Below are 24,214 nucleotides of genomic sequence, written 5' to 3'. Positions count from 1 at the left end.
CTCGCTAGGCGGTGCTGGGCGGCGCGGTCCGGGACCGCGCATGGGGACCGCCTCGACGAGGCTCGATTGCCCTGCGATAGCATCCGAGAGTGCGCTCTGCGATAGAGCGCCAGTCTTCCCGTTCAGCCAACCAGTTGCGTGTCTTCTCGCGCAGTTCCAACGGCCACGGACTGCGTGCAAACGATGCCAGGCGATCCGCGAGCGCTGATACATCTCCCACATGAAAATAGTGCGCGTCATTCAATCCGATCTCCAGGTGAGCAGGAATATCACTGGCCACCACCGGCAAACCGAAGCTCAGAGCTTCCAGCAGCGCGATCGGCAAACCTTCGTGCGAGGATGGCAAAACGAAAATGCCCGCGTGGGCGTATAGCTCCCGCAATGCGAGGCCGCACTGGAAGCCAGCCATGATCACCCCGGCGGTCGCCCCGGCGCGCGCCGCAAGCATTTCGGTATAGGCGTCTGGATGCTCGGAGGCGCCGACGAACACGAGCTTCCATCCGGTGAGCCTGGCATCGGCAAAGGCCTGAATCAGGTCGGTGTGCCGCTTCTCCGGCACCAGCCGGCCCACCATCAACACATATCGTCCGGGCGTCAGCCCAAGCTTCTCCAGTACCGAAGTGCTTTTCGGCACGTCAGGCAAGGTGACGCCGTTTGGAATGAGGTCCGAATTCAGGCCGTACTTATCCCGCACCAGCTTTCGGATGGTCTGGGAGATGACGATGCGGCCGTCGGAGAATCGCATTCCCCAGGCCTCGCCGGCGCGCAGGGCCATCCTGGCCAATCGGCCCCACTTCTCCCGTTCGTAATCCGGGCCGTGGTGCGTCACCACAACATGCAGTCCCAGCAAGCGCGCGAGTGGCGCCATCAGGGCCGGTCCGATGGCCTGGATGTGCAACACGTCCGGCCGCTGCCATGCGGCGACAAGCACTCCGAGGAACGAATGGACGATTGTCTCGAGACCGGAGGTCTTCGGGCACCATACCCGATGGTAACGTACACCGTGCCACTCGTCGCCGCGATCAGGCGGCATATACGAGGAGCGAACGATCACCTCGACATCGCAGCCCAGTTCCTTGAGATGAGGGCACAGATGCTCTGCGTGAACTTCCACTCCTCCCTGTACATTGGGAAATCCACGCAAGCCAAGCATGATCACCCGCAGTACCAGATGATCCGCACTCACTGCACCCTCCCGTCAAATTAGTTGTTCATGAATTCCTTGAGCGGATATCGCGCGTCGACCGTTTCTCTCCCGCGCACCAATCGTGCCTTTTGCTTTTCGTTGAGGAATGACGTTCGTTGGACACGCGGAGTAGGCGCGACGTTGGAATAATCGATGTATTGATCGAAGCAGATCGCCCGACCGAGCTCGACCTTCAGCTTGTTCTTCAGCACCCAGATGAGCGGTCCCATCTTCGGTGCTTGCGGAACCAGCGTTGAACGCATTGCCGTGCGCGCGGTCGTCACCATCCAGCAGTTTTGTTGGCAAGCGTGAACCTTGGCGACGGAGTTCTTGGCCGCGTCGCTCGCCATGATCTCGCTCCAGGACTGGCGCGCCAAATTGCCCAGCGGCAGGTCTGAGCGCACATTGCAGGCCCACACATCGGACCAGGGGTCGATGAATGCGAAATCGGTGCCCGCGCTGCAGCGTATCAACCGCGGGTGGCCGAGGATCTTTTCAATCAAGCCCAGATTCAGGTAGGCGCGAAACCAGTTCTTCGGCTTGTTGCTCTTGAGCATCGCAGTGATAAGCCCTTCCACTTGGCGGGCCACCGCGACGCGCTCGTAGAAATAATTGTCGTTCTTGTAGAACTGCCACGCGTTGTGCAGCGTCGAGGTCGCAAGTTCGAACCCCATCGAACGCGCCAGTTCATAGGTTCGAACCAGCTGAGCCACATTCTCGTCCTGGATGACGAAGGCAAATCCCAGATCTTGCCCGCCGGCCTCCTGCAGCATGCGAAGCCCGGCTACCTTCGTGGCATAGCCGTCCTTCTCGCCGCGGATGCAGTCGCTGGTGGTCGCGTCACCCTCGAGGCTGAAACGAACCTTGATCTTCGGGTGCTTCTTGATGATGGGGAGGAGACGTTCGGGATGCAGGCCGTTCGAGCTGATCTCTATGATTCGGGCCTTGGGGTGGAGCAGGTCCACCATGTCGGCGAGATCCTTCCGCAGAGTCGGTTCTCCGCCGGAGATATTGAGATTATCGAACCCCGCAGGAAGCTTCGCCAGGGTCTCGAGCGTGACCTCTTCCTTTGGATCAGTCGGATTCTTCCAGATGTAACACATCTGGCATCTCGAGTTGCAACGAAACGTGGAGATGATGGTGAGGTCCATTTGCAATCCTCAATGCGATGAATGCCGCTCGCTCACCAGTGACCGGTAGACGGCCATCAGCTCGGTGTTATGCTTCTCGAGAGAGAAGTCCGCTTCGACGCGGCTTCTTCCTGCCGCTCCCATGCCTGCACGGCGTGCGGCGTCGCTCATCAGGCAATCGAGGTGACGTCGAAGCTCGTCCGTATTGCCGGGCTCAAACAAAAGCCCCGTCACGCGATCGTCCACGAGCTCCGGAATGCCGCCGACGCGGGTCGCTATGACCGCCTTGCCATAGGCCATCGCTTCCAGCACCGACATCGGGCAGTTCTCGCACCACTCCGAAGGCACAACCACCACGGAAGCCTCGGCGATCGTCTCGTTTAAAGTTTCGCCGGATAGCTGGCCCGCGAAACGCACGTTCCGGGTGAATTGCGCCTTCAAATTATCTGCCAGCGGGCCGGAGCCTGCGATGACGAGAGGCCACCGGCAGTCCGCCGCTTCGTGGGCGCGCAACAGCGTCTCGGCACCTTTTCCCGGCGCGAGCCGGCCGCAATAGAGCACGTATCCCTTGTCCCGATCGCTCGCCGAAATGCCGGTGACATCCACGCCATTGTAGAGCACCTGTACCCGGTCCGCTGCGAACCGAGGCAACACCGACTCCCGCATGAACTGGCTCGGCGCGAGGAAGCGATCGACCTTCTCGTAGCTGCCAAACCAGCGCTGAATGACCGCTTCCATGTAAAGCGTGGCGCTCTGTGCGATCGAGCCGTCAGCGCAGCGGTGCATCAGCACGTGATGGAAATCGCCGGCGAGACACGACGAACACAATTGGTCCTCTCGCATCCGGGTGTGCACCGGGCACACCGGCTTCGAATCGTGCAGTGTCAGCACGACCGGAATCCCGCGCGACTTGGCGACGCCGACAATCGACGGGGTCAGCTGGTGATAGATGTTGTGGCAATGCATCAAGTCCGGTCGAGTCTCCTCGATCAGGGATGCGAGTTTGCTGACGGCTTCGCGCGAGTGAATCAGTGCGAGCGCGCTCTTGATCTTGGCGAGATGGCCCCCGGTCCGGTATTCCTGGCGAGACACGAAGTGATTTGCATAGCGGGATTCGATGTTCCGCTCGTGCTGCATCGCGAAGTCAATGACGTCTGCCCCGCTGCTCGTCAGGAACATTCTTTCCTGAAGCAGCACTGCCTCTGCGCCACCGTTGTTGAACAGAAACTTGTTGGCGAGCAGTACTTTCATTAAGGCCCTCGACACGCACATCACAAAGGCCGGCATCACCAGTGGCCGGTGCACTCTTTGTTCGACGAAAAGCTACCGTGAAAGCGGTTCGATGCAGGCGGCGCATTCAGAGTGGCGGCGATGAAATCTGGGGTACCCAGTAGTGAGTACCGGCGCCGTAGTTGCCAGAGCGACGCGGTTTGTCGATAAATGGAGGGCTGTTTCCCATCGGAAACATTGCTGCGTTCACGACGGTGATTTGAGGATGAGCATCTGCAGATCGCGCGCGCAATCAAATGAGCACCGAAGCCGCCTGGTCGGCTTGCGCGCAATCAGCCTGTCCGGCGGTGGCTTCGCGTGAAGCGACTTCTCAGCCGAACCATATTCCACGCGGCTAGCTGGGCGGGATTTGCGCCTGCCTTGCGCAGGGCATTTGCCGGCAGGGCCGCCATCCTGATGTTCCATGAGATTCAGCAGGACTGGCGCTCGGAGCTGAAGACCGGCGCACCGCCTGACTTCCTTGAATACTGTCTGAAGTGGCTGCGCCAGCAAGGATGGGAGATTGTCAGTCTCGATGCATGTCTCGAGCGGCTGGCGGCGGATCCTGAGCCCCGCCGCTATGCGGTGCTTACCTTCGACGACGGCTACAAGGATAACGTCACGACTGCATTGCCAATCCTTGAGCGAAATAGCGCGCCCTTCACCGTATATGTTCCAACGGGCGCGGTTAAGCGGACGATGCAGCCGTGGTGGCTGGGCTTGCGCGACCTGTTCCGCTCGAGAGACAGTCTTGCGATCGACGCAATGAACCTGCGATTCAGCTGTCGCGATTTTGACGAGAAAGCATCGGCCCTGGAGAAGGTGAGCAACTGGGTCCACGAAGACTACCAACGAGTCGGAATGCTCGCCCCTACGTTCAGCAAGGCTGATCTGTCGCTGGAGGCCTTGAACGACACCTATTTCATCAATGAGCGCGAGCTTCAGGTCCTGGCACGACACCCCCTGGCTTCGATTGGCGGACACACGGAATCACATCCAGCACTCGCGTACCTGAATGCAGCTTCAGCGCGCGCCGAAATGGTGGATAACCGCGCCTATCTCGAGGGACTGCTTCAGCGTCCGGTTCGGCACGTTGCTTTTCCCTACGGCAACTCCAGGGCATGCGGTTCTCGAGAACAACATCTCGCGGCGGAGGTCGGTTTTTCGACTGCAGTCACAACTCGGCATGGACACATATCGGATCGCAAGCCGCATCTTTTTGGGCTTCCCCGCATCGCGGTCGGAGGTCCATCCGACGGGAGAATTCCGTTCGAAGGGCGAATGAATGGCGTCCAGTCAGCGGTCCAGATGCTGTTCGGTCGCGGCAATTGATATCGTGCATTCTGATTGCGTCGAAGAGCCGAGTGCACGCGAATTCTGGCTCCGGCACGAGAAGCGGGTTGAGCAACCGGCGATCTCGTGCGCCAGGATCGGCCTCCGACAGCGCGACCCGATCATGCCTGACTGGCGATTCCTGAAATCCAGCGGTGGAAGCCGGATCCGGGCGGGCAAGTTGCGAAATTGTAGCCGATTTTGGGGTTCACCTTCAGGCGATCCAGTGTGGCGAGGTCTTCGACCTTCGTGACCGACCCGTCCGCAGCAAGAGCAAACACTGGAAGTCCGAGTGCCTCGAACACATACCTCGTGGTCGCGTGGTTGCGATCCTGGCCATGATCTTCGTAGATGATCAGCGTGTCGCGCTTCAGAACCTGCCGAGCACCCTTCAGGGCCGCAACCTCCTGACCTTCGACGTCGAGCTTGACGACGAGCCGGTCGCTGTCGGTCAGCTGCTGGTCCCTCGCCAGCGCATCGATCGTTATCGACATGACGGGTTCGGTGTGCGACGGACGGCTGCTCTGCGACGTTACGATGTGCCGGGCCGAATGAGGTCCGTCGTCGGAGAAGAACAGGCTGCGCCCGTCGTACTCGAACAATGCCCTTCGGCAGATCTCGAAGCGATGATCATTCGCGTCGCGGTTCTGCTCGAGAATTGCAAGCGTCTCCCGTGAAGCCTCGACGGCAATCGCGCGCTTGCGACCCAGCATTTCCGACGTGACGAGAACGGACCAGTATCCGATGTTCGCACCGCAATCGAAGAACGTATAGTCGATATCCTTCAGCCGCAGCAGAAGCGTCGCTATGTCCGGCTCGTAGGTCATGCCGGGCTGGCCGATGAAGAACGCATTCCAGTAGACGTCGTTCAGCTCGAAGTACAAGCGGCTACCGTCGGCGAAATGGACGCATGACAGCTGGGAATGCAGCAGCGGCTTGACCGCCCGCATGGCAAGTCCCATACCGCGCCCGGTACTCCGCGCAACAACGGTGTGCAGAAGCCTCACCAGCCCCATGGAAAGCCGGCTTCCTGACACCTCGTAATCGAATGTAGACCGGCCCATCAGGTACCGCCTCCCGCGCGTAAGTCCGATTGCAGCAGTCGCGTCCTCGGATGACAGCGAACGCATTCAACTATCTCCCCAATTCATGTACGTGTGTCCCGACTGCCGCGAACAGGCTGCAGGTCAAGAATGGTGCCGCTGGCTTCTGGCCGTATCGCCTCGCTATGCGGTTCGGATGTGCCTCGGCTCGTTGTGCGCCTGACCAACGCGCGGAGTGCCGTGGTGGCGGTGATATCGATCCCTTCCGCCGAATAAATGTAGGCCGCAGTCCATACCCTGGTTGCGATGCCCGCGCAGGAGCCGGCAACCGCTGCTCCTATCGTCCCGAAGGTCCAGGTCGCGCCGATCATGGCCAGGATCCCCGCCACCCAGGTGATCACCACGATGTGCATCGCGGCCCGCTGATGGCCCGTCATGTTCAGGGCGATGGGGCCGATCCCGAAATATGTCGACACCAGCATGCCGATTGCCAGGACCATCAGGACGCTGTAGGCGCGGGTGAAAGTCTCTCCGAACGCCATCAGCGCGAGGTCGCCGCCAAGCGCCAACGTCGCAACGCAGCCGAGGACGGCGACAAACGCACCCAATGACGCTCCCGACGTGATGCGCGTGATTTCCGCATGACGATTCTCGTCGAACAGACGTGCGATGAGGGGCGCCGCGGGGATACAGAAGGTCGCCAGGAAGAAATCAAGAAGAAGCGCGATCCGGCTGGCAGCGTAGTAATATCCGGCGGCTTCCGGGCCGACCATGACCGAGATGACGACGAGATCGACCGTGCCGCCCATGATACTGGTGACGCTGGTTACCCAGAACGGTCCCGAAGTGGAAAGGACCTCGCCAAGCCGGTCATTCGATCGCCTCACCGCCATTGTGAAAACCTTACATCCTTCCGCGAGATGCCGTAGGTAGATGTTCTGAGCGGCGATCAGCACGACCAGGATTGCAGTCGCGATCAGCAGAACGTCTTGCGCCGGCAGCGGATGGCCATACGTCGTGAAGAGAACGGCGCCCAGCAATATGATGAGAAACCGCCACAACACATCCTTCGACACGAGTGCGAGATTGACGGAGCCGAGCGTGCGCCCTAGCGAGCTCTGCATTTCGATCAAGGACAACGGCAATATCAGAAGCACGCTCGTGGCATATTGCCAGCTTCCGAATATTCCGTTGCGGCCGTGAGCGGCGACGAACGGAAGGAGGGCGATTACGGTCACCGCAACGCTGCCCAGACATGCCACACGAAGCCGCTTCGCGACGATCGCGCCGATCTCCGGGTAGTTCTTCCGGGCGGCGATGCTTGGTATTTCCCGCAACACGCGAAATTGCTGACCGACGAGGCCGACCGTGGAGGCGACGAGCGCGAACGTCATCAATGACATGAGCGCACCGTATTCCTCGATGTTCATCATCCGAGCAAAACTTACGCCGAAGAGAAAGGAGACGACGGCGCCCGAGCATCGGTATGCCAACGCCAGCCATGACTGCCGGAAGACATTGCTGAACATGGTCGCCGGTCCGCCGGGCGCTCGGGTAAAGCTCGTCATTGCTCAAGCCAACGTTGGTGGACGCCACGACGCGCCCAGTAATTGTGATCGAGCTCTTGCCCGGAATTCCCGGTTCGGCGCACCTCGTGGGCGGAGGAGCGGACTGCGCGGAGGCTGAGCGTTCAAAGGTTACTCATTGTCAAATCGGCACATTGTCGCAGGGGCGAATATAACCCTACGGCTGCGGAGAGCGTTCGGCCCTTCTGGATTACCCACTCCGGCGGCCGCACGAGGAAGATGCTGCCTTCATCGCGATGAAGGTGGTTCGTCGACGAGCACTGTTCGACGGTGATTTACGGGGCGTTTCAATCGGGCTCGCGATATCGCGATCGGGAACCAATTCATGCGACTATAAGTCAGGATTGGCCTCCTTGTACGTGTGCTGCTTCTCGACCTTGAACGAACCATCGAAATGGGGCTTGACGCCGCTCGCCTTGAGCCCCTGGACGACTGCAGTTCCTCCGGGTGCGGTGGCTGCAGATCTGCGCGCGGGCGCGCGTTCCCGGTCCGACCTGTCGCGCAGCAATCCTATTCCGATCCCCAGAAGCAGGCCGCCGAGAATCGCTGATCCGAGTATCAAGCGGGCGTTTGGCGAACTGGCGGTGTAGGGGTGAGATACCCCGGTGAGGAGACGAGCCTCGAACACCGGCGCGGATTGCTGCTGCATGGCGTCCATGTAACGCAACATCCGGAGGAAATTGTCATACGTTCTGGTGGCGGCGTCCGCCGTGGCTTCCAGTTCGCGGAGTTCGTCTTGCGCCGTTGCGGTCGACTGCGAGGAGGGTGGATTTGCTTCGGCGGAGTTCGCGGGAGCCGCGATGCCATTCCTGGCCCTGTTGTAATCCGCTACCGCCTTTTTGGCAGCCGACGCCTGGCTGCTCAATTCGTTGACACGTTCCTTAACCCATTTCTCGTTTTGCAGACCCCATTTGTATTTCGCGTCCATTTGCGTCGTGATGTAGGTCTCTACGATGGTGTCCAGGACCTGCGCGGCCCGATCGGGGTCGGCGGAGCTGAAGGCGAGATCGACTATGTAGGTGAGACCGGCGCGCTTCACCGAGAGCTTGCGCGCGAATGCTTCCATCGCATCACGCGTGACGACGTCCGTGTCCTGTCTGCTCCAGCCGAGCAGCCGTGATGTCGACCTGCTGAGGTGGTGCAGGGCGCCGCCGGAGAACTCCCGATCCCCCGCCAAGCCGAGCTTCGCGATCGCCGCGCGAGCGACGCTCTCGGACCTCAGGATTGCGACCTGACTGTCGACGGCGGTCGTTGCCGACGCCGTGTCGTTGGAAGAAGCCGTCTTGGCGTCGACGATGAGTTGCGCGGTTGCCGTAAACGTCGGAACTGCGACAACGAGATAGAGCAAGCCGGCGCCAAACATCAAGAGACACGTCAGCAGGATGATCGAGAGGCGGCGGCGCAAGAAGGCGAGACCCTCCGCCACGAATTCGGCCGGCGAACCGAATTCAGGCGGCATCGTGTCCTGAGGTGCCGAATTGTCAGTTCTGTGAGTTTGCAGCATTGTCTCGAACCTGCAGTTACTGGTGGCCTACCGAAGCCTCCGCCGATCAAACGGGAACGGGATCGATTGCAATGCCCTTGCGGTCTTGCTGCACGGAGTGCACGCAGCAATCGACATCGCGTTAAAAGGCATTCCAATAGACCTTTCTGGAGAAGAGGGTCATGACGATGATCTTGAGATCGAGAAGGAACGACCAATTGTCGATGTAATACAGGTCGTGCTCGACACGCCGTTGCATCTTCTCCAAGGTGTCGGTTTCGCCGCGATAGCCGTTGACCTGTGCCCAACCGGTAATGCCGGGCTTGACGTTGTGGCGGCGGGAGAATGACGAAATCAGCCGGGCGAAGCTCTCGTTCTGCGAGGTCGCGTGCGGACGAGGCCCGACGAGTGACATATCGCCGACCAGCACGTTGAAGAGCTGTGGAAGCTCATCGATATTGGTGTGGCGCATGAAGCGTCCCAACCGGGTCACGCGTGGATCGTGCCTGGTCACCTGCTTGAAATTGTCGCCCTCCTCCGTCACGGTCATCGATCTGAATTTCAGCACGCGAATAGTCTCGTTGTTGTAGCCGTGCCGGGTCTGACGAAATAGCACCGGCCCGGGGGAATCGAGCTTGATTGCGAGTGGGAGGATGACGAAGAGGGGACTGATTATGACAAGTCCGACAATCGCGGCCGCGATGTCGAAGGCTCGTTTGACTGCCCGGTGGAACGTCGTCAGGGGAGATTGGAAGATGCGCATCGTCACCATGTTGCCGAACTGCGTGATGCGCGACACGGCCATGAGGTCGATTGCACCGACCGGGACGACGTGAACGTCAACCGGGAGCTCTGACAGGGCGCCGGCGAGCGCGAGGGCAGCCGGAACATCCGACTCCGAAGTCAGAATGACGATGTCATCCGCTCGCAGGGGCCGGCACTCTGCGATCAGTTCGCGGACATGGGATAGCACTTCGACCACCTTGGAGTGCCCCGGCGCTGAAGAGCCGGTGCGAAAGGTCGGCAAATCGAACGAACGAATGGTCCGGATTCCGGTGGCGCTTACTCGTCCGGAAAAATTCAAGCAGTGGCTCGGTTCACCTATGAGGATGACGCGCCTGGCGTCGATCAGTCCGGATGCGATGGCAGGTTGCAGCAACGAGAAGCATATTGCCCGCGCGAAGAGCACCATGACGATGACGCTGGCTGCCTGGGCCATCACGGTCGCGCGCGAGTAGCCGTCCGAGATCTTGAGAAGAAATATCGTTGAGATGAAGAAGGAGAATACGAAGAAGACGGCGCTGACGCCACTCCACAGGAAGGTGTGCCGGGGCTGCGTCTGGATCCGCGAATACTGCCGCAGCCCAACGGATACGAGCAGCTGCAACGTGGCAATCAGAAGGGATTCCAGGATGTATTTGGGAGTGTCCGGATAGTCGAGCTGAAGGACCAGTCGATAATAGAGGACGGCAGCGGCAAAAGCCCCAACAGCTACGAGGAGGAACTCGGCGCCTGCCGCCAATACCAGCAAGGCGGCCAATCGATTCTTGCCAACGTCAGCCGCAATTGCCTTGCGGTCAGGGATCGAATGCGCCGAACGCTCGGTAGGAGCCGGCGAATTGGTGAAAAACGCATAACTCACCGGTTACTCCCAAGCAGTCCGTCAAGCAATCCGTCCCCCTGACAAAAACAATAGCATTCGGGTCAGGAGGCGGATTGGCAATAAATGGGTAGCCGGGAGTAACTACGATGGTCAGTTGAGCCGAGGCGCTGCGGGTTTAGATTGTCGATCAATCAGTGAGACCGAGCCATCGAGCACGCCATGCCGAATGCCAAGCTGCGTAATTTCTTCCATCTTGACAACCGTCACGGTCAACCAGGCCGTTGCGTCAGATGGGGCCTGGTGGCTGTTGGCCTGACGATTTCCGCTCAGGCGAAAGCCGAATATCGCGTGAGCGTCGGAGATGTTCTGGAGGTCGCGGTGGCCGGCGTGCCGGAGCTGCGGCAGCGCGCTCCGGTCCAGGTCGATGGCAATATCTCGTTGCCGCTGGTCGGGATGGTCCCGGTCGCCGGCCTGCCGTTGCAGGAGATTCGGGCCAAAGTCGGAGCCGCACTGACGAGCAAGGTCTTTCGACAGCGGACCGTGGACGGCCGCGAGGTCGTGGTCGTGATCGATGCAGATCAGGTCACGGCGATCGTGGCCGAGTACAGGCCTGTTTACGTCAACGGGGACGTGTCGAAGCCGGGCGAGTACCCTTATCGTCCGGCGAGCACCGCGCGCCAGCTCATCGCCATGGCGGGGGGCTACGACATCATGCATATCAGGATGAATAACCCGTATCTCGAGTCAGCCGACCTGAGAAGCGAGTATGGATCGCTCTGGACAGAGCTCGCCAAGGAACAGGCGCGCATGTGGCGCATCAAGAGCGAACTCGGGGAAGGGACGCAGATCAATCCAAGCGCTTCTCTTGCCGACGTGCCGATAGCCCGGTCGGCGGTTTCGGAAATCGTCAATGCGGAAGCCGAATATCTGAAGACGAAGCAGAGCGACTATCAGCAGGAAAAGGCGTACTTGCAGCGCAGCGTGCGGCAGGGAGACGACGAGGTCCGCGTGCTGTCGGAGCAGCAGAAGAAAGATGAAGAGGGACTTCAGTCCGACGTCGAGGACCTTCAGAAAGCGACCGACCTGTTCGGCAAGGGATCGTTGATCAGTCCTCGCGTGACGGATGCCCGTCGCGCGGTTCTGCTGTCGGCGACCCGGAGGCTGCAGACATCTGCGCAATTGCTCCAGGTCAAGAAATTGCAGGACGAGTACGCCAGACGGTTGGCAAAGCTCGACGATCAGCGGAAGCTTGATCTGTTCCGTGAGCTGCAAGAGACCAGCTTAAAGCTCAATCAGATTCGCGAGAAACTGCAGAGCGTCGGCGAGAAGCTTCAGTACACTTCGATGGTTCGATCGCAGCTCGCACGAGGCGCCGGCAGCAAGCCGGATATTGCTATTATCAGAAAGAGCGAGAAAGGACCGGAACGGATTGTCGTGAACGAGGACGCCGAGTTGCAGCCGGGCGACACCATCGAGGTCTCGCTGCGATACCAGGATGGTCCCGACGCGTCACCCCGAAAGCTGAGCAGTGCAAACGCCCCGGTCGTGATAGGCCGGACTGAGGTGACCGCGGCAGACTCGCGGCGCGACAGCAGGTGACGAAACCGGAAGCGGTCGGCACAGCAAGCGAGGCGGGGAATTTGCGCTCCTTTCGATCGGATGAAGGGGCCGGTCAGCCCGCATCAGGGGCTACCTGGAATTGGAAGACACGAGCAGCCACGGAGTTTGAAGCCGCTCATCCGCATATTTTATGGCCTATCCGACGGTGGCGCCGCTTAGGCAAGGGTAATTCTGCTTGATCTGAACCTTGAATATTTTGTGACCTTGACCGTTCTCGATCCGCTCTTCCGCTTCTCTGCGATCTAGAACTCACAGAAGGGTTGACCTCCTTGTGCGGCTTCGTTGGCATCTTTGGATTTAAGGAATCGATCGAGACGGTGCGCAGCCGGGCGCTCGAGATGGCCAAGACGGTCAGGCACCGCGGGCCGGACTGGAGCGGCATTTACTCCGGCGAGGGCGCAGTGCTCGCGCACGAGCGCCTTTCCATCGTCGACGTGGAGCACGGCGCTCAACCCCTTCTCGACGTGACCACGGGTCGGGCTTTGGCCGTGAACGGGGAGATCTACAATCATGTCGCTTTGCGCGAGGCACTGAAGCTGCCGCACGCATGGAAAACGAAGTCCGATTGCGAAATTATCCTGTATCTCTACGACGAGTACGGCCCCGCCGTGTGCAATATGCTGAGTGGAATCTTTGCGTTTGCCCTGTTCGATGAGCGCAGTGGCGATTTCTTCGTCGCCCGAGACCACATCGGCATCGTTCCGCTTTACATCGGATGGGGTAGCGACGGCACGACTTACGTCGCGAGCGAAATGAAAGCTCTCGATGGCGTATGCGAGACGATCCGGGAGTTTCCTCCGGGACATCATTACAGCGGCAAGGCCGGAAAGTTCGTCAAGTGGTATGATCCGCAGTGGGCGCATACTCTTCCAACGAGGAAGGTGTCCCTGCAGGAGCTCCGAACGTCGCTCGAAGCTGCGGTCAAGCAGCAAATGATGTGCGATGTGCCTTACGGGGTGCTTATTTCCGGTGGGCTCGACTCTTCGCTTATCGCCGCGCTCGCGGCGCGCCACCGCTTCAAGCGGATCGAGTCGGGAGAAACCGAAGAAGCATGGTGGCCGAGACTGCACTCGTTCTCCGTCGGCCTGGAAAACTCACCTGACATGAAGCATGCGCGAGACGTGGCGGCGCACATCGGCACGGTCCATCATGAGATTGTCTTTACCGTGCAGGAAGGGTTGGACGCATTGCCGGACGTGATCCGGCACCTGGAGACCTTTGACGTCACCACCATTCGTGCCGGTACGCCGATGTATCTCATGGCGCGGAAGATCAAATCAATGGGCATCAAAATGGTGTTGTCCGGAGAAGGCGCTGACGAGGTCTTTGGCGGCTATCTCTACTTCCACATGGCGCCATCAGCAGAAGAATTCCATCAGGAGACTGTTCGAAAGATCTTTGCGCTCAGCAAGTATGATTGCTGCCGCGCGAACAAGGCAATGGCGGCCTGGGGGGTCGAAGCCCGCGTGCCCTTCCTGGACAAGGAATTCCTGGACTACGCAATGTCGATAAACCCCGCCGAGAAAATGTGCCCTGGCGAGAAAATCGAGAAGGGCATATTGCGGGAAGCATTTACCGATCTGTTGCCGCAAGCGATCCTGTGGCGTCAGAAGGAGCAGTTTTCCGACGGGGTAGGGTATAGCTGGATTGAGAGCTTGAAACATCAAGCCGAGAATAAAGTCTCGGATCAGATGCTCGCCGCGGCGAGCAAGCGCTTTCCGCAGCAAACGCCGACGTCCAAGGAAGGATATTTCTACAGGACCATCTTTGATAGCATCTTCAACAACCCGACAGCCTGCCTAACTGTGCCCGTCGGTCCTTCGATCGCATGCTCCACGCCGACCGCGTTTCTCTGGTCTCAGCAATTTGCGAGCATGAATGACCCGTCCGGAAGGGCCGTGAAAGGGATCCACGTTCAGGCCATTGATCATGTTCAATCAGTTGGAAACCTCGGCAGCTCGAAGGCCCCGTCGAGCGAACGGGTCGCAGCGGCGGAGTGAAATCCTCCCTCAAGCGGATCTCGGATGCCACAGAGCGTCGGCCGGTGTTCGGCGGCAATGACGCCAGCCGGGTTTTGTGGGTGAATCCGGCGCGCCGTAGGCTGCGTCGGTCGCCGCGCCCCCCGCCGCCCGAAGAGCCGGCACTCAGCCGTCCTGCAACCAATGCCAGAGCGACGTCCTCGACGCCGCATCAGGATCATGACATCGACGCGACCACCTCGAGCATCACCTCCGTCGCGCCGCCGGCGATGGAGAGGACGCGCGCGTCACGCGCTACGCGCTCGATCGCGCTCTCGCGCATGACACCCATGGCGCCGTGGAACTGCACGCACGCATACGCGACCTCGTTGACGAGTTCGCCGCAGATGGCTTTCAACATCGAGGTCTCGCGCAGGCAATCGTCGTCGGCCGCCATGCGCCAAGCGGTGGCATAGAGAAACTGACGGCTTGCCTCCAGTCTCGCGGAGAGCATCGCGAGACGTTGACGGATCGCCTGCATGTCCCAAAGAACGCCCCCAAATGCGCGGCGGGTCTTCACGTAGGTGACGGTCATATCGATCGCTGCCTCGGCCATCCCTATCGACATGGCGGCGAGGACAAGGCGCTCGTTCTGCAAGTTGCGCATGATTGAATAGAAGCCTTGTCCCTCCGCACCGAGCACGTTCTCGGTGGGGACGCGGCAACCGTCGAAGACAAGTTCCGCCGTGTCGGAGGAGCGCCAGCCGAGCTTGTCCAGCTCGCGCGCGACGCTGAAGCCTGGCGTCCCCTTCTCGACGAGGAACATCGTGATCCCGTTGGTTCCTGCCGCGGGATCCGTCTTGGCCGCGACGCAGTAGAGATCCGCGTGGACGCCGTTCGTGATGTAGAGCTTCGTGCCGTCGAGCACGTAGGAATCGCCATCTCGGACCGCGCGCGTGCGGATGGCTTTCACGTCCGAGCCCGCATCCGGCTCCGTGATGGCGACCGCGGTGATCGCCTCGCCGCTGACAATGCCCGGCATCCAGCGGGCCCGCTGGGCTTTGGTCCCGTCGTGAAAGACATACAAGGAAGCCATGTCGGCATGGACGAGCATCGCGTCGGCGACGCCGCCATAGGTCGAGCGCCCGAGCTCCTCGGCGAAGACCGTTGACGCGACGGAGTCCATTTCGGCGCCACCATACTCGGCCGGGTAGCGGATGCCGAAGAAACCGAGTGCGCCCATGCGGCGCAGGATCGAACGGGGAATGAACCCGTTCTCTTCCCATTGATCCGCGCAGGGCTTGATTTCCTCCTTGACGAACCGGCGGACCTGGTCCCGTAACAGCTCATACTCCGCCGCCATCCAGGGCAGCTCCGGCTCTCGCGCCGACATCCAGGCTTTGTCCATCGTCTTCATCCGATCTGCTATGAGCTGACTCAAAGGCTCCTGTCCCGATGCCTAGGACCGGGCGGAGGCCCTCCGGCTAGAGTTCGACCTCCTCTCTCGGTCCCTCCGAGAGGGAAGGGGTATTGGAATCGGCCACCCAGCGCATTCCGTCGATGACTTCCGCCAGTTCGGCCAGTGTCGGGCGCTCGAAGAGGTTGCGAAGCTGCACGTCGACGCCGAAGATCTTTCGCATGCGCGACACCGCCCGCACCACCAGGAGCGACTCCCCGCCCAGGTCGAAGAAGTTGTCGTGGCGTCCGACCGACTCGAGTTTCAGGAGTTGGCACCATAGCGCGGCCAGCGTCTTCTCGGTCTCGGTGGAGGGAGCGGCGAAGACTTGCGCCGGCTGGATGTTTTCCGCTGTCGGCTCGGGAAGCGACGAGCGGTCGATCTTGCCGTTGGACGTAAGCGGCATCCGCTCGAGGTGAACGTAGTGCGTCGGAATCATGGACTCCAGGAGTTCTTCGGCGAGGTGCGCGCGCAGGTCCGCCACGGTCGGAGGTTTCGACGAGACATAGTAGGCCACAAGCCGTGCGATGCTGTCTTCGGTCGTCGACGGTTCGAGATGGCCGTTTTGGGCCGCTTTCCGTGTCGCTGCTTTCGTCATCGAGGTGGTGACGGCGACGACGGCGCATTCCTGAACGTCCGGGTGCTTGAGCAGCCGTGCTTCGATCTCGCCCAGCTCGATACGGGTGCCACCGACCTTCACCTGATGATCGGCGCGACCGAGAAATTCCAGGCGTCCTTCCGAGTTCCAGCGGGCGAGATCGCCCGTCTTGTAGAGCCGCAGCTTCGAGCGCCCATCTCGGGGATCGGCGACCGTGCGGAAGCGTTCGTCGGTCAGATCAGGGCGATTGAAATAACCTCTCGCGAGACCGTCGCCGGCAATGAACATCTCACCGATGATCCCGGGGCCGGTGGGCTGATATTCCTTGCTGAGGACGTAGATTCCCGCATTCGCGGCCGGAACGCCGATCGGCACCGATGCGGATTGATCCCGCTCGGTGTCGAACCGGTGAATCATGCAGCCCACCGTGGCTTCGGTTGGTCCATACTCGTTGTAGATCTCGATAGGATGGGGAATGGCGTTGGTGATATCGCGAGCCAGCGCGGCCTTGAAGTCCTCACCGCCCACGATGAACTTGCGCAGTCTTGTGGTCTCGAGATCTCGGTCGCGGATCATCGCGAGATGCGCCGGCGTCAGCTTGATGATGTCAACTGCATTGTCGTCGATCACCTTGAGCACGACCATGCTCTGCACTCCGGGATCACCAAGATAGACCACGATGCGGCCGCCGGTGATGAGGGGCGTAAAGAGCGTTGTGACGGTCAGGTCAAATGCGAGGGATGAGAAAAGCGGCCATGCGAGACTTTCGCCGGAACTGTACACCTGGGCGGCCCACCAGATGTAGTTCACCAGGCTCCGGTGCTCGATCTCGACGCCCTTGGGCGTGCCGGTCGAGCCGGAGGTGAAGATGATATAGGCGGCGCCGTCCGGCGTGGCTGCGGACGGCCGGGCCGAGGCCGGCTGATTCAAGATCGAATCCAAATTGGCGTCGAGCACGAAAATGTCAGCAAGGTTCGGGGGAATGCCGGAACGCAGGCGCGACTGAGTGATCGCCACGGGCGCCCGCCCGTCGGTCCCGTTGGAAATGTCCTGCAGGATCGTTGCGATACGCCCCTTCGGCGTTGCCGCATCCACCGGCACATAGGCTGCGCCGGACTTCAGGACGCCCAGGATCGCAACGACGACTTCAATGGAGTGCTCCATGAAAACAACGGCAATCCGACCCGGGCCCACGCCGGTCGAGCTCAAATGCGCGGCCATCTGGTTGGAGCGTTCGTCGAGCTGCCGGTAGGTCAGCGTGGCATTGCCAAAGCGGATCGCTTCGGCGTCGGGACTGCGCGTCGCCTGGTCGCGAAAGAGATCGATGATCGTCCTGTCCGACGGATAGCGTGCTGCCGTGGCGTTGTAATCGACAACCAGCGCCTGATGATCGGAATCCTTCAGCAGAGGAAGCGCTACGCCCTCCGGCGCGATAGGCAGAACTTCGTTCATGAAATACGCTCCCATCGGGAAAACCAAAAAATCAAATTACGTCAATCGTTCTGCTTTTGGGTTGCCTGGCGATAGAGGTCTGCGATGGCAGGTGCGTCAGGTTCCATCAGCATCGAGGCTTCGTTGCAGTCATCGGGCCCGAAGTAGAATTCGGCATGCGGCACTACTCGGAGCCATCGATGTGGCGCGGCGCCCGATCGCAGCCAGGCTTTGTTGGGAAGGATTATGCAGACCCGACCCGAATACGGAGTTGGAGTGTACCGCTGAAAGGCCGCGATCGCCGTGGATTTGAGCAGAGCCCTGCTCGCCAACACCGGATCTGTCGCGACAGGCTCTTTGCTCCCGCGAACGAGGGCGTGGAAATGTTCGCGGAGGCGGCTGCCGAAATATCGGAGACGGGCGCTGAATGTCGGCAGCTTCGCCGTCGCATGCAGGAACGATTCCGCCTTAGCCCTGGCAACGAAATACAGCCGGCGCGGCCATTCCCCATAGGTGGTGGGGTGAAGAGGACCAAAGAGCGCAACGCATGCGACCTCCGATTTGCGCTGTCCCAGGATTTGCGCCAGTTCGAAAGCTGTTGAAGCGCCGGAGCAGTAGCCGGCGATGATGTACGGACCGGCCGGCTGATATTCGACGATCTGGCGGGCGAAGTACTCGGCGATATCTTCGACGCGGTCCATCGGCTCGCTCTGCCCATCGAAGCCAGGCGGTTGGAGTGCGTAGAACGGTTGATCGCCGCCCAGGTTCTTCGAGAGGTCCAGGAATGAGGACGGTGCCCCGACATGACCGGGCACAGCGTAAATGGGCGTGCGTGTTCCGCGAGACTGCAACGGAACGATTGCAGGCGGTTGCGTGGTCGCGGCCGTGGCCATGTTCAGAAACGCGATGATCTCGCCCCTCCGCCCCTGCAACTGATCGCGAAGCTCCGCCGTCAGCGCGCCGGCCGGGGCGTTGCAGCGCAGCCGGTCGCCCTCGACCCAGACCTTGATGTCCTTGACCGCGAGGTCTGCGAGCAGCTCCGAAAACTGCATCACCTGCGCTGACATCGGGCTTTTCATGGATGAAGCTGACATTTCCTGTTCCGTGCGCCATCGCGGTATCTTCGACTCCGGATGACAGTTCATTTCCGGACGACCACGCTCCCAACATATCCAGGTTGCGGTACGAAGCTTCTGACAGCCCAATCCTTTTCATCCCAGGACATGGGCTGTCCCAGGCCGCACCCCAGCGCCTTGGAGACAGCCTCCAGCCGGGTCCAGCGCTGGAGGAAGCCTTCCAGCCGGTCTTCCGGATCGAGGGCGGCGTAGGACTCGTACTCGGAGGTGGAAAGACAGAACGCTGCGATCTCGTCCGCTTCGGGCACCGGGAGAATTGCCTCGATGTCCACCCCGACCTCTTGCCTGATCGAGAGGGCGATGACCGCGACTTCTCCGGATCGTGAGACGCTGAAGCGCAAGTCGCGGACGGGCATGCGGCGGGAGAGGTGGGGTTTGCCCAGCCGTCCATATTCCAGCTCGATCTCCGAAGGCGCAATGTCCAGTCTGGAAGCGAGGACCTGGCGCAGCTGCCCGCGGCTAACGACAAAGCGGCGGCGGTCTCGCTCCAGTCTCAATCCCTCGACGCGCCGATGTTCCGCTTCGTTGAGGCAAACGCTTAGCTCCCGGATGACGTCGTGCTCCACATGGAGCACGAATGCCAGGACCTCCAAACCATCATGCTCGAGGACCGGCGTGATGATCCCGGGCCTCAGCTCAACTGCTTTGTCCAAAAAGCTCAAAGGGGTGGCGCCGGCTCCGCGAGCCCCGCGTTCAAGCTTGCGATAGCCTGGCCCGTCAAAGGAACGACTATTTTCCCACGCGCTCTGTTCACAGGCACCTATGCGAAAAGCCATCACAACTTGCTTTCTATTGGCCTCGATCCGGATTGCCGCCGGTAGATTCCGAACGGGTCTTGCGATGGGCATTCGAGCGGACTGCTGCTTGAAATTTTAATCGCGCACCGCCATGGCTCAATGGACCATCGTAATTACCCATTTTTTGCCAGTTTCCATCCAGCGGAAGCGGGGGAATATTCCTAGGGGAATTGGACCGCCAAACGGTCAATGGATGCAGTCCAGGCGTCAGCGCCTGCCCCGGCCGGCAGCCAAAAAGGCGCAGCACCGACATGGCCACATCGCCAACCCAGACATCGGTTTTCGCCAAAGAGCTCAAACCGATCGACCAGGAACTAGCCCCCCGAGTACGGAATACAGAGCCGCGGTCTTTTTTGGAACATTCGTAGCAATGGTTCGGAGCATCCGCTTGGCGCTGCGGAGCTTGGCCTCGATATGGCGCTCCGGACTGTCTTTGCCGACAGCGATCCACGTCATGGCTTGCTCCCGATTGGCCAGATGGGACTTGTGCCCGCCGCCACCGGCCAGGAAGTCGTAGCCGCTTTCCCCGCGTGCAATGCTGTCCTCAATCGCCAGCACATGGCTGACGAGCCCGGGCTTGAGCCGGCTGTCGCTCTCATAGAGAAAGCCACTCTGGTAGTTCAGGACACGGCCGTCGTGCACGAAATTGTACACGACCCCGATTGTCTCGTTCCCAACCATCGTCCGCGAGATGCGAACGGCCCCCGTGGGGACGCCGCGCGCAATGAGCTCCTCGTGAAACGGACGGAAGCCGGGATTGGCGAAGGCTCCCCTGCGTCCCCATCGCGACCGATGAAAGTCGCTCAGCAGATCGAACGCGGCGAGGGCCTCCGCAGTCGTTTCCATGATCCGAAGTTCAAGGGGGCCGCGTTCGGCATACAACCGCATGGCACGGCTCACGGCCTGGCGCGTACTGCGGCCCAATGTGGCGCGATAGTCCCCCCCTCGCTGGCGGACTGGGGCAAAATCAACCCACAATGCCGCATCAGCCTGTTTCACCTCGGTCACGAGCCCAGCCCGGCCGGCGGCGCGACTGGCAGTCGCCTCAAGGTCCGGATCAATCCCGGAGAGCACCAACTGATCCGAGCGGTGCAGGCGGGACGTCAACGCATTGAGGCCTGCCGACATGATGGCATCGGATTGCTCTGCAAGAATACCGTTGTATTCGATGAACAATCGGTCGAAACGAGTATCTCCCGTTTCATTGAGCAGCCAGCGCGTCCGGGCATGCGGCCCGAGACTCCACGCTCTCCGCCGGCAAATAATCGCCAGGCCAACGATCTTGCCTGATGACCGGGCCACGAGGACGTGTGGTCGCGCGCCATCCGGGATATGCCGTAGCCAGGTGCCGATCCAGAGCCAGGACAAGAAGAACGAGTGAGTCACTCGCGCTTCGAGCTCCTTCCATGAGGTTTCAAGCCACGCAATGCTCTCCAGGGCATCCAGGCTGACATCGGTAACCGTCTCAGGCATGCTTTCCCGTTCCAACGCCAGAGGACCGAACGCGCGCCGCGGCGGGAAGACCGGAGGACCGAGCTGCAATGTTTGCGCAAGATCCGATGATGGGTGGCTGGTCACACACAGGCATCCCTCTGACGGACACGTCGTGGTTGGGCGTCTCCGACCATTGTCTCGGCGGAGGCCGATAACGCGAACTATATCCGGAATTCGATCGAGGTGCGGACCCTTCCTGAGTACCCACGCTAGCCTCTTGTGCCGGCGGAGCAACTGTGCCGAGGTGGAGCTGTGATCGACCGGGCTCAAGGCTGGCGCAGCGCGCTCCAGCCTTCGGCGGCCGACGGCCTTGATCCTCCGCAAGCTCAGGGCCCGCCATGGCTGACGTCCGGTTTCTCACGTGGCGCTCGCTCCCGAGGCGAGTTTTTCAAATCTCCGCCGCAGGTGATCCACGAGCAGTTCCGCACCGATCAACAGGCAGCCGGGATGTCCGCCAGGCACCTGGACCAATTCCAGTTGAGAGCTGAGATGCCGCCACGCTCGGCCATCGTGGTCGGCCGCGTAAAAGGCCACAGGGATCTCGAGCGGTGCCGGACAATACCGCGCCATTGCGATTGAATGAGCGTCCCACAACGGCGCGGGAATCTCGACCTTGGCGCTCGCAGTCTGTCCGTTCGCCGGGAGCTTCAGGTATCGCTCCAGTCTCACCATTTGCTCGAAGGTCCAACGCAAGAGATAAGGCGAAACCAGCGGCTTCAGCAGCCCCAGGATCGCCCGTGGCATTGGACGGGCACTGACAGTCGGCGGGTCCACCATCGTAACCAAATCAACCGTGTGGCCGGCTGCCACCAGTTGGCGGGCCACTTCGAACGCCACCATGGCGCCATTGCACTTGCCGCCCAGGAGAAAGGGACCGCGCGCTTGCCTTGCCAGGATGAACGGCAGGCGATCGGCGGCCATCGCCTCGATCGAGATCGGAATCGGCTCCCCATGAAGACCGTGGGGATTGATCGAAATGATCGGATAATCCGGCCCCAGAAGCTCTACCAGCCGCCGCACACTCGCGTGGCCGCTGACAAGGTCGCCGTTGAAAAAGTACAGCGGAGACCGCGTGCCAGGCGCATGGGGCTGGAAGAACGGCGTCGCCCAAATGTCCGTTGGTGCGGAAACCCTTGCGGCAAATTGCCGGATGGTTTCTGCCCCGAACATGATGGTTTCCGGCACGGGATAGCCGACGAGCCGCTCGACCTCGATCAACATCTCCATCGCGAGAAGCGAGTCTCCGCCGCTGGCGAAAAAATCATCGTCAACAGTCACGACCTCGTTCTTCAGCAGCCTGCGCCAGAGGGTCAGCAACTCGGCTTCCAGATTCAACGGCCCGTTCGCGACGGGCGCCGGCATCGGCGCCTGGTGACCCCGTCGCCGGTCGGCCAACTCGCGCAGATGTCGCCGCTGTACCTTTCCCGTCACCCCCTTGGGCAGATGGTCGAGCGTCAGAATGCGTCTCGGAATCTTGAACGAGGCCAGCTCGCGTTGCAGGAACAGGCGAAGCTCCGCAGCGGTCGGCCGCGCGCCGCGATGAGGGACGATGGCGACTGCGACGTCCTCGCCCAGGCGTGGATGTGAGATCGCGAAAGCCGCAGCTTCGGCGATCGCCGAATGTCGCAATAGCGCGGCTTCGATCTCGGCCGGAGAAATCTTCTCACCGCCGCGATTGATCAATTCGCTCAGGCGGCCGTGCAGCGAAAGGAAGCCGTCTTCGTCGAGGCTGCCGATATCGCCGGTGCGAAACCAGCCCTTCGTGAAAGCGGCCTGGTTGAGCTCCGGCGCATCGAGATAGCCCGACGTCACGGTCGGTCCACGAATCCAGATCTCTCCGTGCTCGCCGGCTGCCAGGAGATGTCCATCTTCACCGACGACGACCACGGTATCGGGCCAGGGTCTCCCGCAGGTGCCCTGCCTGTTCGGACCCGGCGGCAGCTGGTTGGCGGCGATCTGCGCCGCCTCGCTGGAGCCGTAATGCTCCAGCACCGGCACGCCCAGAGCGTGTTGCAGGCCGTCCTGCACGGTCCTCGGCAGCGGCGCGCCGCCTGACATCGCGAACCGCAGGGTATGCGCAGCCCGTGCATTCTCGAGGCTCTGCGCCTTGTCCAGCACCGTGGCGTGAAGCGTAGGGCCTGCCGAGTACCAGGTCGGCCGCAGGACATCGAACCACTCATCGAGTGCGACGATGGCACTGTTCGCCGGGATGGCAATGCTGCCTCCTGTCAGCAACGGCGTGAAGACCGTCACTTTCAGCCCATGAGAATAATAGGGGGGCGACACGCTCAGGCATCGGTCCCGGGACGTGAGGCCGAACCAGGCCTGAAGGCGTTCGGCCGCCGCCAGCATATTGTCATGACTGAACGGAATGAGCTTGGGCTGCGCGGTCGTGCCCGACGTCTGCAGGATGAAGGCGGGGGAGTGCGGCTCCGGCTCGGCGTCGATGGCAGGGGAGGCGGAAACTTGCACGGCGATCTCGAGCCCAAGCTGCCCCTGTCCGACCGGGGCGGCTTCTATAATGGCAAGCGTTCTGCGGGCTGCGGCCTGGCGAGCTTCAGGGGCACTGCCCTGCAGCACAACGAGGGCGCTCAGGTTCAGCATGTCGAGACGCTGCTCGATTTCAGGCTGGGAGAGGCGTGGGTCGAGGGGCACCGCTGTGGTACAGCAGGCGACTGCCACGATAGCGAGAGCCGCTTCCGGGCCGTTCGGCATCAAGACCCCGATCCGGGCATTGCAGTCGAAACCGGCCAAGCGCAGCCGCCGGCGGAATGCGTTCAACTGGCGTTCAAGACCGCTGTATGTCAGAGGCTCGAAAGCGCTCGAGACGATCGCCGGCTGGTTCGGAAACCGACTGGCAGTTCGACCGATGACCTGGCCTATTGTGAATCGGGCTTCCGACTCCCCACGGTCGCGCGCGCAGACGGTCTCGGAACACGTGGTGGCGGCAGGCGTTTCGTTGTCCAGAAGCATTCCGTCCTACCTTGAACAACGCAAGTCGGCTCGCACAACCATAGCGCGCCGCTCCCGAAGATGCCTTGCTGTACAGCAAGTGAAGGCAGCAATTAGGGATTAGCCAAGAGTCGGTGCGT

The 24,214-nt window shown here is 61.0% G+C and carries 16 protein-coding genes; 3 read left to right on the top strand and 13 right to left on the bottom strand.

Features of this window, described 5'->3' with window-relative positions; translation table 11 throughout:
- Positions 1-4 precede the first annotated feature (4 nt).
- From JEY66_RS41335 to JEY66_RS41325, 3 genes are read right to left on the bottom strand one after another with little or no spacing between them, the layout of a single operon-like run.
- The gene (locus JEY66_RS41335) at positions 5-1,186 is read right to left on the bottom strand and encodes a glycosyltransferase family 4 protein (RefSeq protein WP_240536754.1); all 1,182 of its coding nucleotides are present in this window, start codon (positions 1,184-1,186) and stop codon (positions 5-7) included.
- Positions 1,187-1,203: 17 nt separating this feature from the next.
- Positions 1,204-2,337, bottom strand: a complete 1,134-nt coding sequence (locus JEY66_RS41330) for a radical SAM protein (RefSeq protein WP_016847138.1) — start codon at positions 2,335-2,337, stop codon at positions 1,204-1,206.
- Positions 2,338-2,346: 9 nt separating this feature from the next.
- Positions 2,347-3,567: a glycosyltransferase family 4 protein gene (locus JEY66_RS41325; protein WP_016847139.1), complete on the bottom strand. Its 1,221-nt coding sequence runs from the start codon at positions 3,565-3,567 to the stop codon at positions 2,347-2,349.
- A gap of 336 nt (positions 3,568-3,903) precedes the next feature.
- Between JEY66_RS41325 and JEY66_RS41320 the strand changes: the two genes are divergently transcribed.
- Positions 3,904-4,917, top strand: coding sequence for a polysaccharide deacetylase family protein (locus tag JEY66_RS41320; protein WP_240536753.1), 1,014 nt, complete (start codon positions 3,904-3,906; stop codon positions 4,915-4,917).
- Between the two features lie 122 nt (positions 4,918-5,039).
- Here the strand turns inward: JEY66_RS41320 and JEY66_RS41315 are convergent, their stop codons facing one another.
- From JEY66_RS41315 to JEY66_RS41300, 4 genes are all read right to left on the bottom strand, one after another.
- Positions 5,040-6,047: an FkbM family methyltransferase gene (locus JEY66_RS41315; RefSeq protein ID WP_240536752.1), complete on the bottom strand. Its 1,008-nt coding sequence runs from the start codon at positions 6,045-6,047 to the stop codon at positions 5,040-5,042.
- Positions 6,048-6,064: 17 nt separating this feature from the next.
- The gene (locus JEY66_RS41310; protein WP_016847143.1) at positions 6,065-7,489 is read right to left on the bottom strand and encodes an oligosaccharide flippase family protein; all 1,425 of its coding nucleotides are present in this window, start codon (positions 7,487-7,489) and stop codon (positions 6,065-6,067) included.
- A gap of 388 nt (positions 7,490-7,877) precedes the next feature.
- Positions 7,878-9,005, bottom strand: a complete 1,128-nt coding sequence (locus tag JEY66_RS41305; RefSeq protein WP_016847144.1) for a GumC family protein — start codon at positions 9,003-9,005, stop codon at positions 7,878-7,880.
- Positions 9,006-9,171: 166 nt separating this feature from the next.
- The gene (locus tag JEY66_RS41300; RefSeq protein ID WP_016847145.1) at positions 9,172-10,671 is read right to left on the bottom strand and encodes an undecaprenyl-phosphate glucose phosphotransferase; all 1,500 of its coding nucleotides are present in this window, start codon (positions 10,669-10,671) and stop codon (positions 9,172-9,174) included.
- Between the two features lie 180 nt (positions 10,672-10,851).
- On the opposite strand from JEY66_RS41300, the gene JEY66_RS41295 reads away from it, so the two are divergent.
- Both JEY66_RS41295 and asnB read left to right on the top strand, forming a co-directional pair.
- On the top strand, positions 10,852-12,231 hold the full coding sequence (locus tag JEY66_RS41295) for a polysaccharide biosynthesis/export family protein (protein ID WP_016847146.1): 1,380 nt from the start codon (positions 10,852-10,854) through the stop codon (positions 12,229-12,231).
- A gap of 281 nt (positions 12,232-12,512) precedes the next feature.
- A complete protein-coding gene (asnB, locus tag JEY66_RS41290) occupies positions 12,513-14,252 on the top strand; it encodes an asparagine synthase B (RefSeq protein WP_016847147.1) in 1,740 nt (579 codons plus the stop codon).
- Positions 14,253-14,448: 196 nt separating this feature from the next.
- On the opposite strand, the gene JEY66_RS41285 is transcribed toward asnB, so the two are convergent.
- The 6 genes from JEY66_RS41285 to JEY66_RS41260 all read right to left on the bottom strand — a co-directional run bounded on the left by JEY66_RS41285 (position 14,449) and on the right by JEY66_RS41260 (position 24,095).
- Positions 14,449-15,618 (bottom strand): acyl-CoA dehydrogenase family protein, encoded by a 1,170-nt coding sequence (locus JEY66_RS41285; protein WP_240536750.1) that lies wholly within the window; start codon positions 15,616-15,618, stop codon positions 14,449-14,451.
- 76 nt (positions 15,619-15,694) lie between these two features.
- Positions 15,695-17,716, bottom strand: a complete 2,022-nt coding sequence (locus tag JEY66_RS41280; protein WP_240536749.1) for a non-ribosomal peptide synthetase — start codon at positions 17,714-17,716, stop codon at positions 15,695-15,697.
- Between the two features lie 41 nt (positions 17,717-17,757).
- Positions 17,758-18,789 carry a thioesterase domain-containing protein gene (locus JEY66_RS41275; protein WP_240536748.1) on the bottom strand — a complete coding sequence of 344 codons (1,032 nt, stop codon included), beginning with the start codon at positions 18,787-18,789 and terminating at the stop codon, positions 17,758-17,760.
- 47 nt (positions 18,790-18,836) lie between these two features.
- Positions 18,837-19,607 (bottom strand): 4'-phosphopantetheinyl transferase family protein, encoded by a 771-nt coding sequence (locus JEY66_RS41270; protein ID WP_240536747.1) that lies wholly within the window; start codon positions 19,605-19,607, stop codon positions 18,837-18,839.
- A 315-nt stretch (positions 19,608-19,922) separates the two neighbouring features.
- A complete protein-coding gene (locus JEY66_RS41265; RefSeq protein WP_240536746.1) occupies positions 19,923-21,101 on the bottom strand; it encodes a GNAT family N-acetyltransferase in 1,179 nt (392 codons plus the stop codon).
- A 378-nt stretch (positions 21,102-21,479) separates the two neighbouring features.
- Positions 21,480-24,095, bottom strand: a complete 2,616-nt coding sequence (locus JEY66_RS41260; protein WP_026192120.1) for an AMP-binding protein — start codon at positions 24,093-24,095, stop codon at positions 21,480-21,482.
- Positions 24,096-24,214: the final 119 nt, after the last annotated feature.

The organism is Bradyrhizobium elkanii USDA 76 (assembly GCF_023278185.1).
Lineage (GTDB): Bacteria > Pseudomonadota > Alphaproteobacteria > Rhizobiales > Xanthobacteraceae > Bradyrhizobium > Bradyrhizobium elkanii.
The sequence above is the reverse complement of the archived record's forward strand: the minus strand, read 5'-3'. Positions and strand labels throughout refer to the sequence as shown.

Bases quoted from the DNA above. Each gene is read 5' to 3' on its own strand.
- JEY66_RS41310 (WP_016847143.1), bottom strand. From the start codon at position 7,489: ATGTTCAGCAATGTCTTCCGGCAGTCATGGCTGGCGTTGGCATACCGA.
- JEY66_RS41330 (WP_016847138.1), bottom strand. From the start codon at position 2,337: ATGGACCTCACCATCATCTCCACGTTTCGTTGCAACTCGAGATGCCAG.
- JEY66_RS41280 (WP_240536749.1), bottom strand. From the start codon at position 17,716: ATGAACGAAGTTCTGCCTATCGCGCCGGAGGGCGTAGCGCTTCCTCTG.
- JEY66_RS41270 (WP_240536747.1), bottom strand. From the start codon at position 19,607: ATGGCTTTTCGCATAGGTGCCTGTGAACAGAGCGCGTGGGAAAATAGT.
- JEY66_RS41275 (WP_240536748.1), bottom strand. From the start codon at position 18,789: ATGTCAGCTTCATCCATGAAAAGCCCGATGTCAGCGCAGGTGATGCAG.
- JEY66_RS41260 (WP_026192120.1), bottom strand. From the start codon at position 24,095: ATGCTTCTGGACAACGAAACGCCTGCCGCCACCACGTGTTCCGAGACC.
- JEY66_RS41295 (WP_016847146.1), top strand. From the start codon at position 10,852: ATGCCGAATGCCAAGCTGCGTAATTTCTTCCATCTTGACAACCGTCAC.
- JEY66_RS41285 (WP_240536750.1), bottom strand. From the start codon at position 15,618: ATGGACAAAGCCTGGATGTCGGCGCGAGAGCCGGAGCTGCCCTGGATG.
- JEY66_RS41325 (WP_016847139.1), bottom strand. From the start codon at position 3,567: ATGAAAGTACTGCTCGCCAACAAGTTTCTGTTCAACAACGGTGGCGCA.
- JEY66_RS41305 (WP_016847144.1), bottom strand. From the start codon at position 9,005: ATGCCGCCTGAATTCGGTTCGCCGGCCGAATTCGTGGCGGAGGGTCTC.
- JEY66_RS41265 (WP_240536746.1), bottom strand. From the start codon at position 21,101: ATGCCTGAGACGGTTACCGATGTCAGCCTGGATGCCCTGGAGAGCATT.
- JEY66_RS41315 (WP_240536752.1), bottom strand. From the start codon at position 6,047: ATGCGTTCGCTGTCATCCGAGGACGCGACTGCTGCAATCGGACTTACG.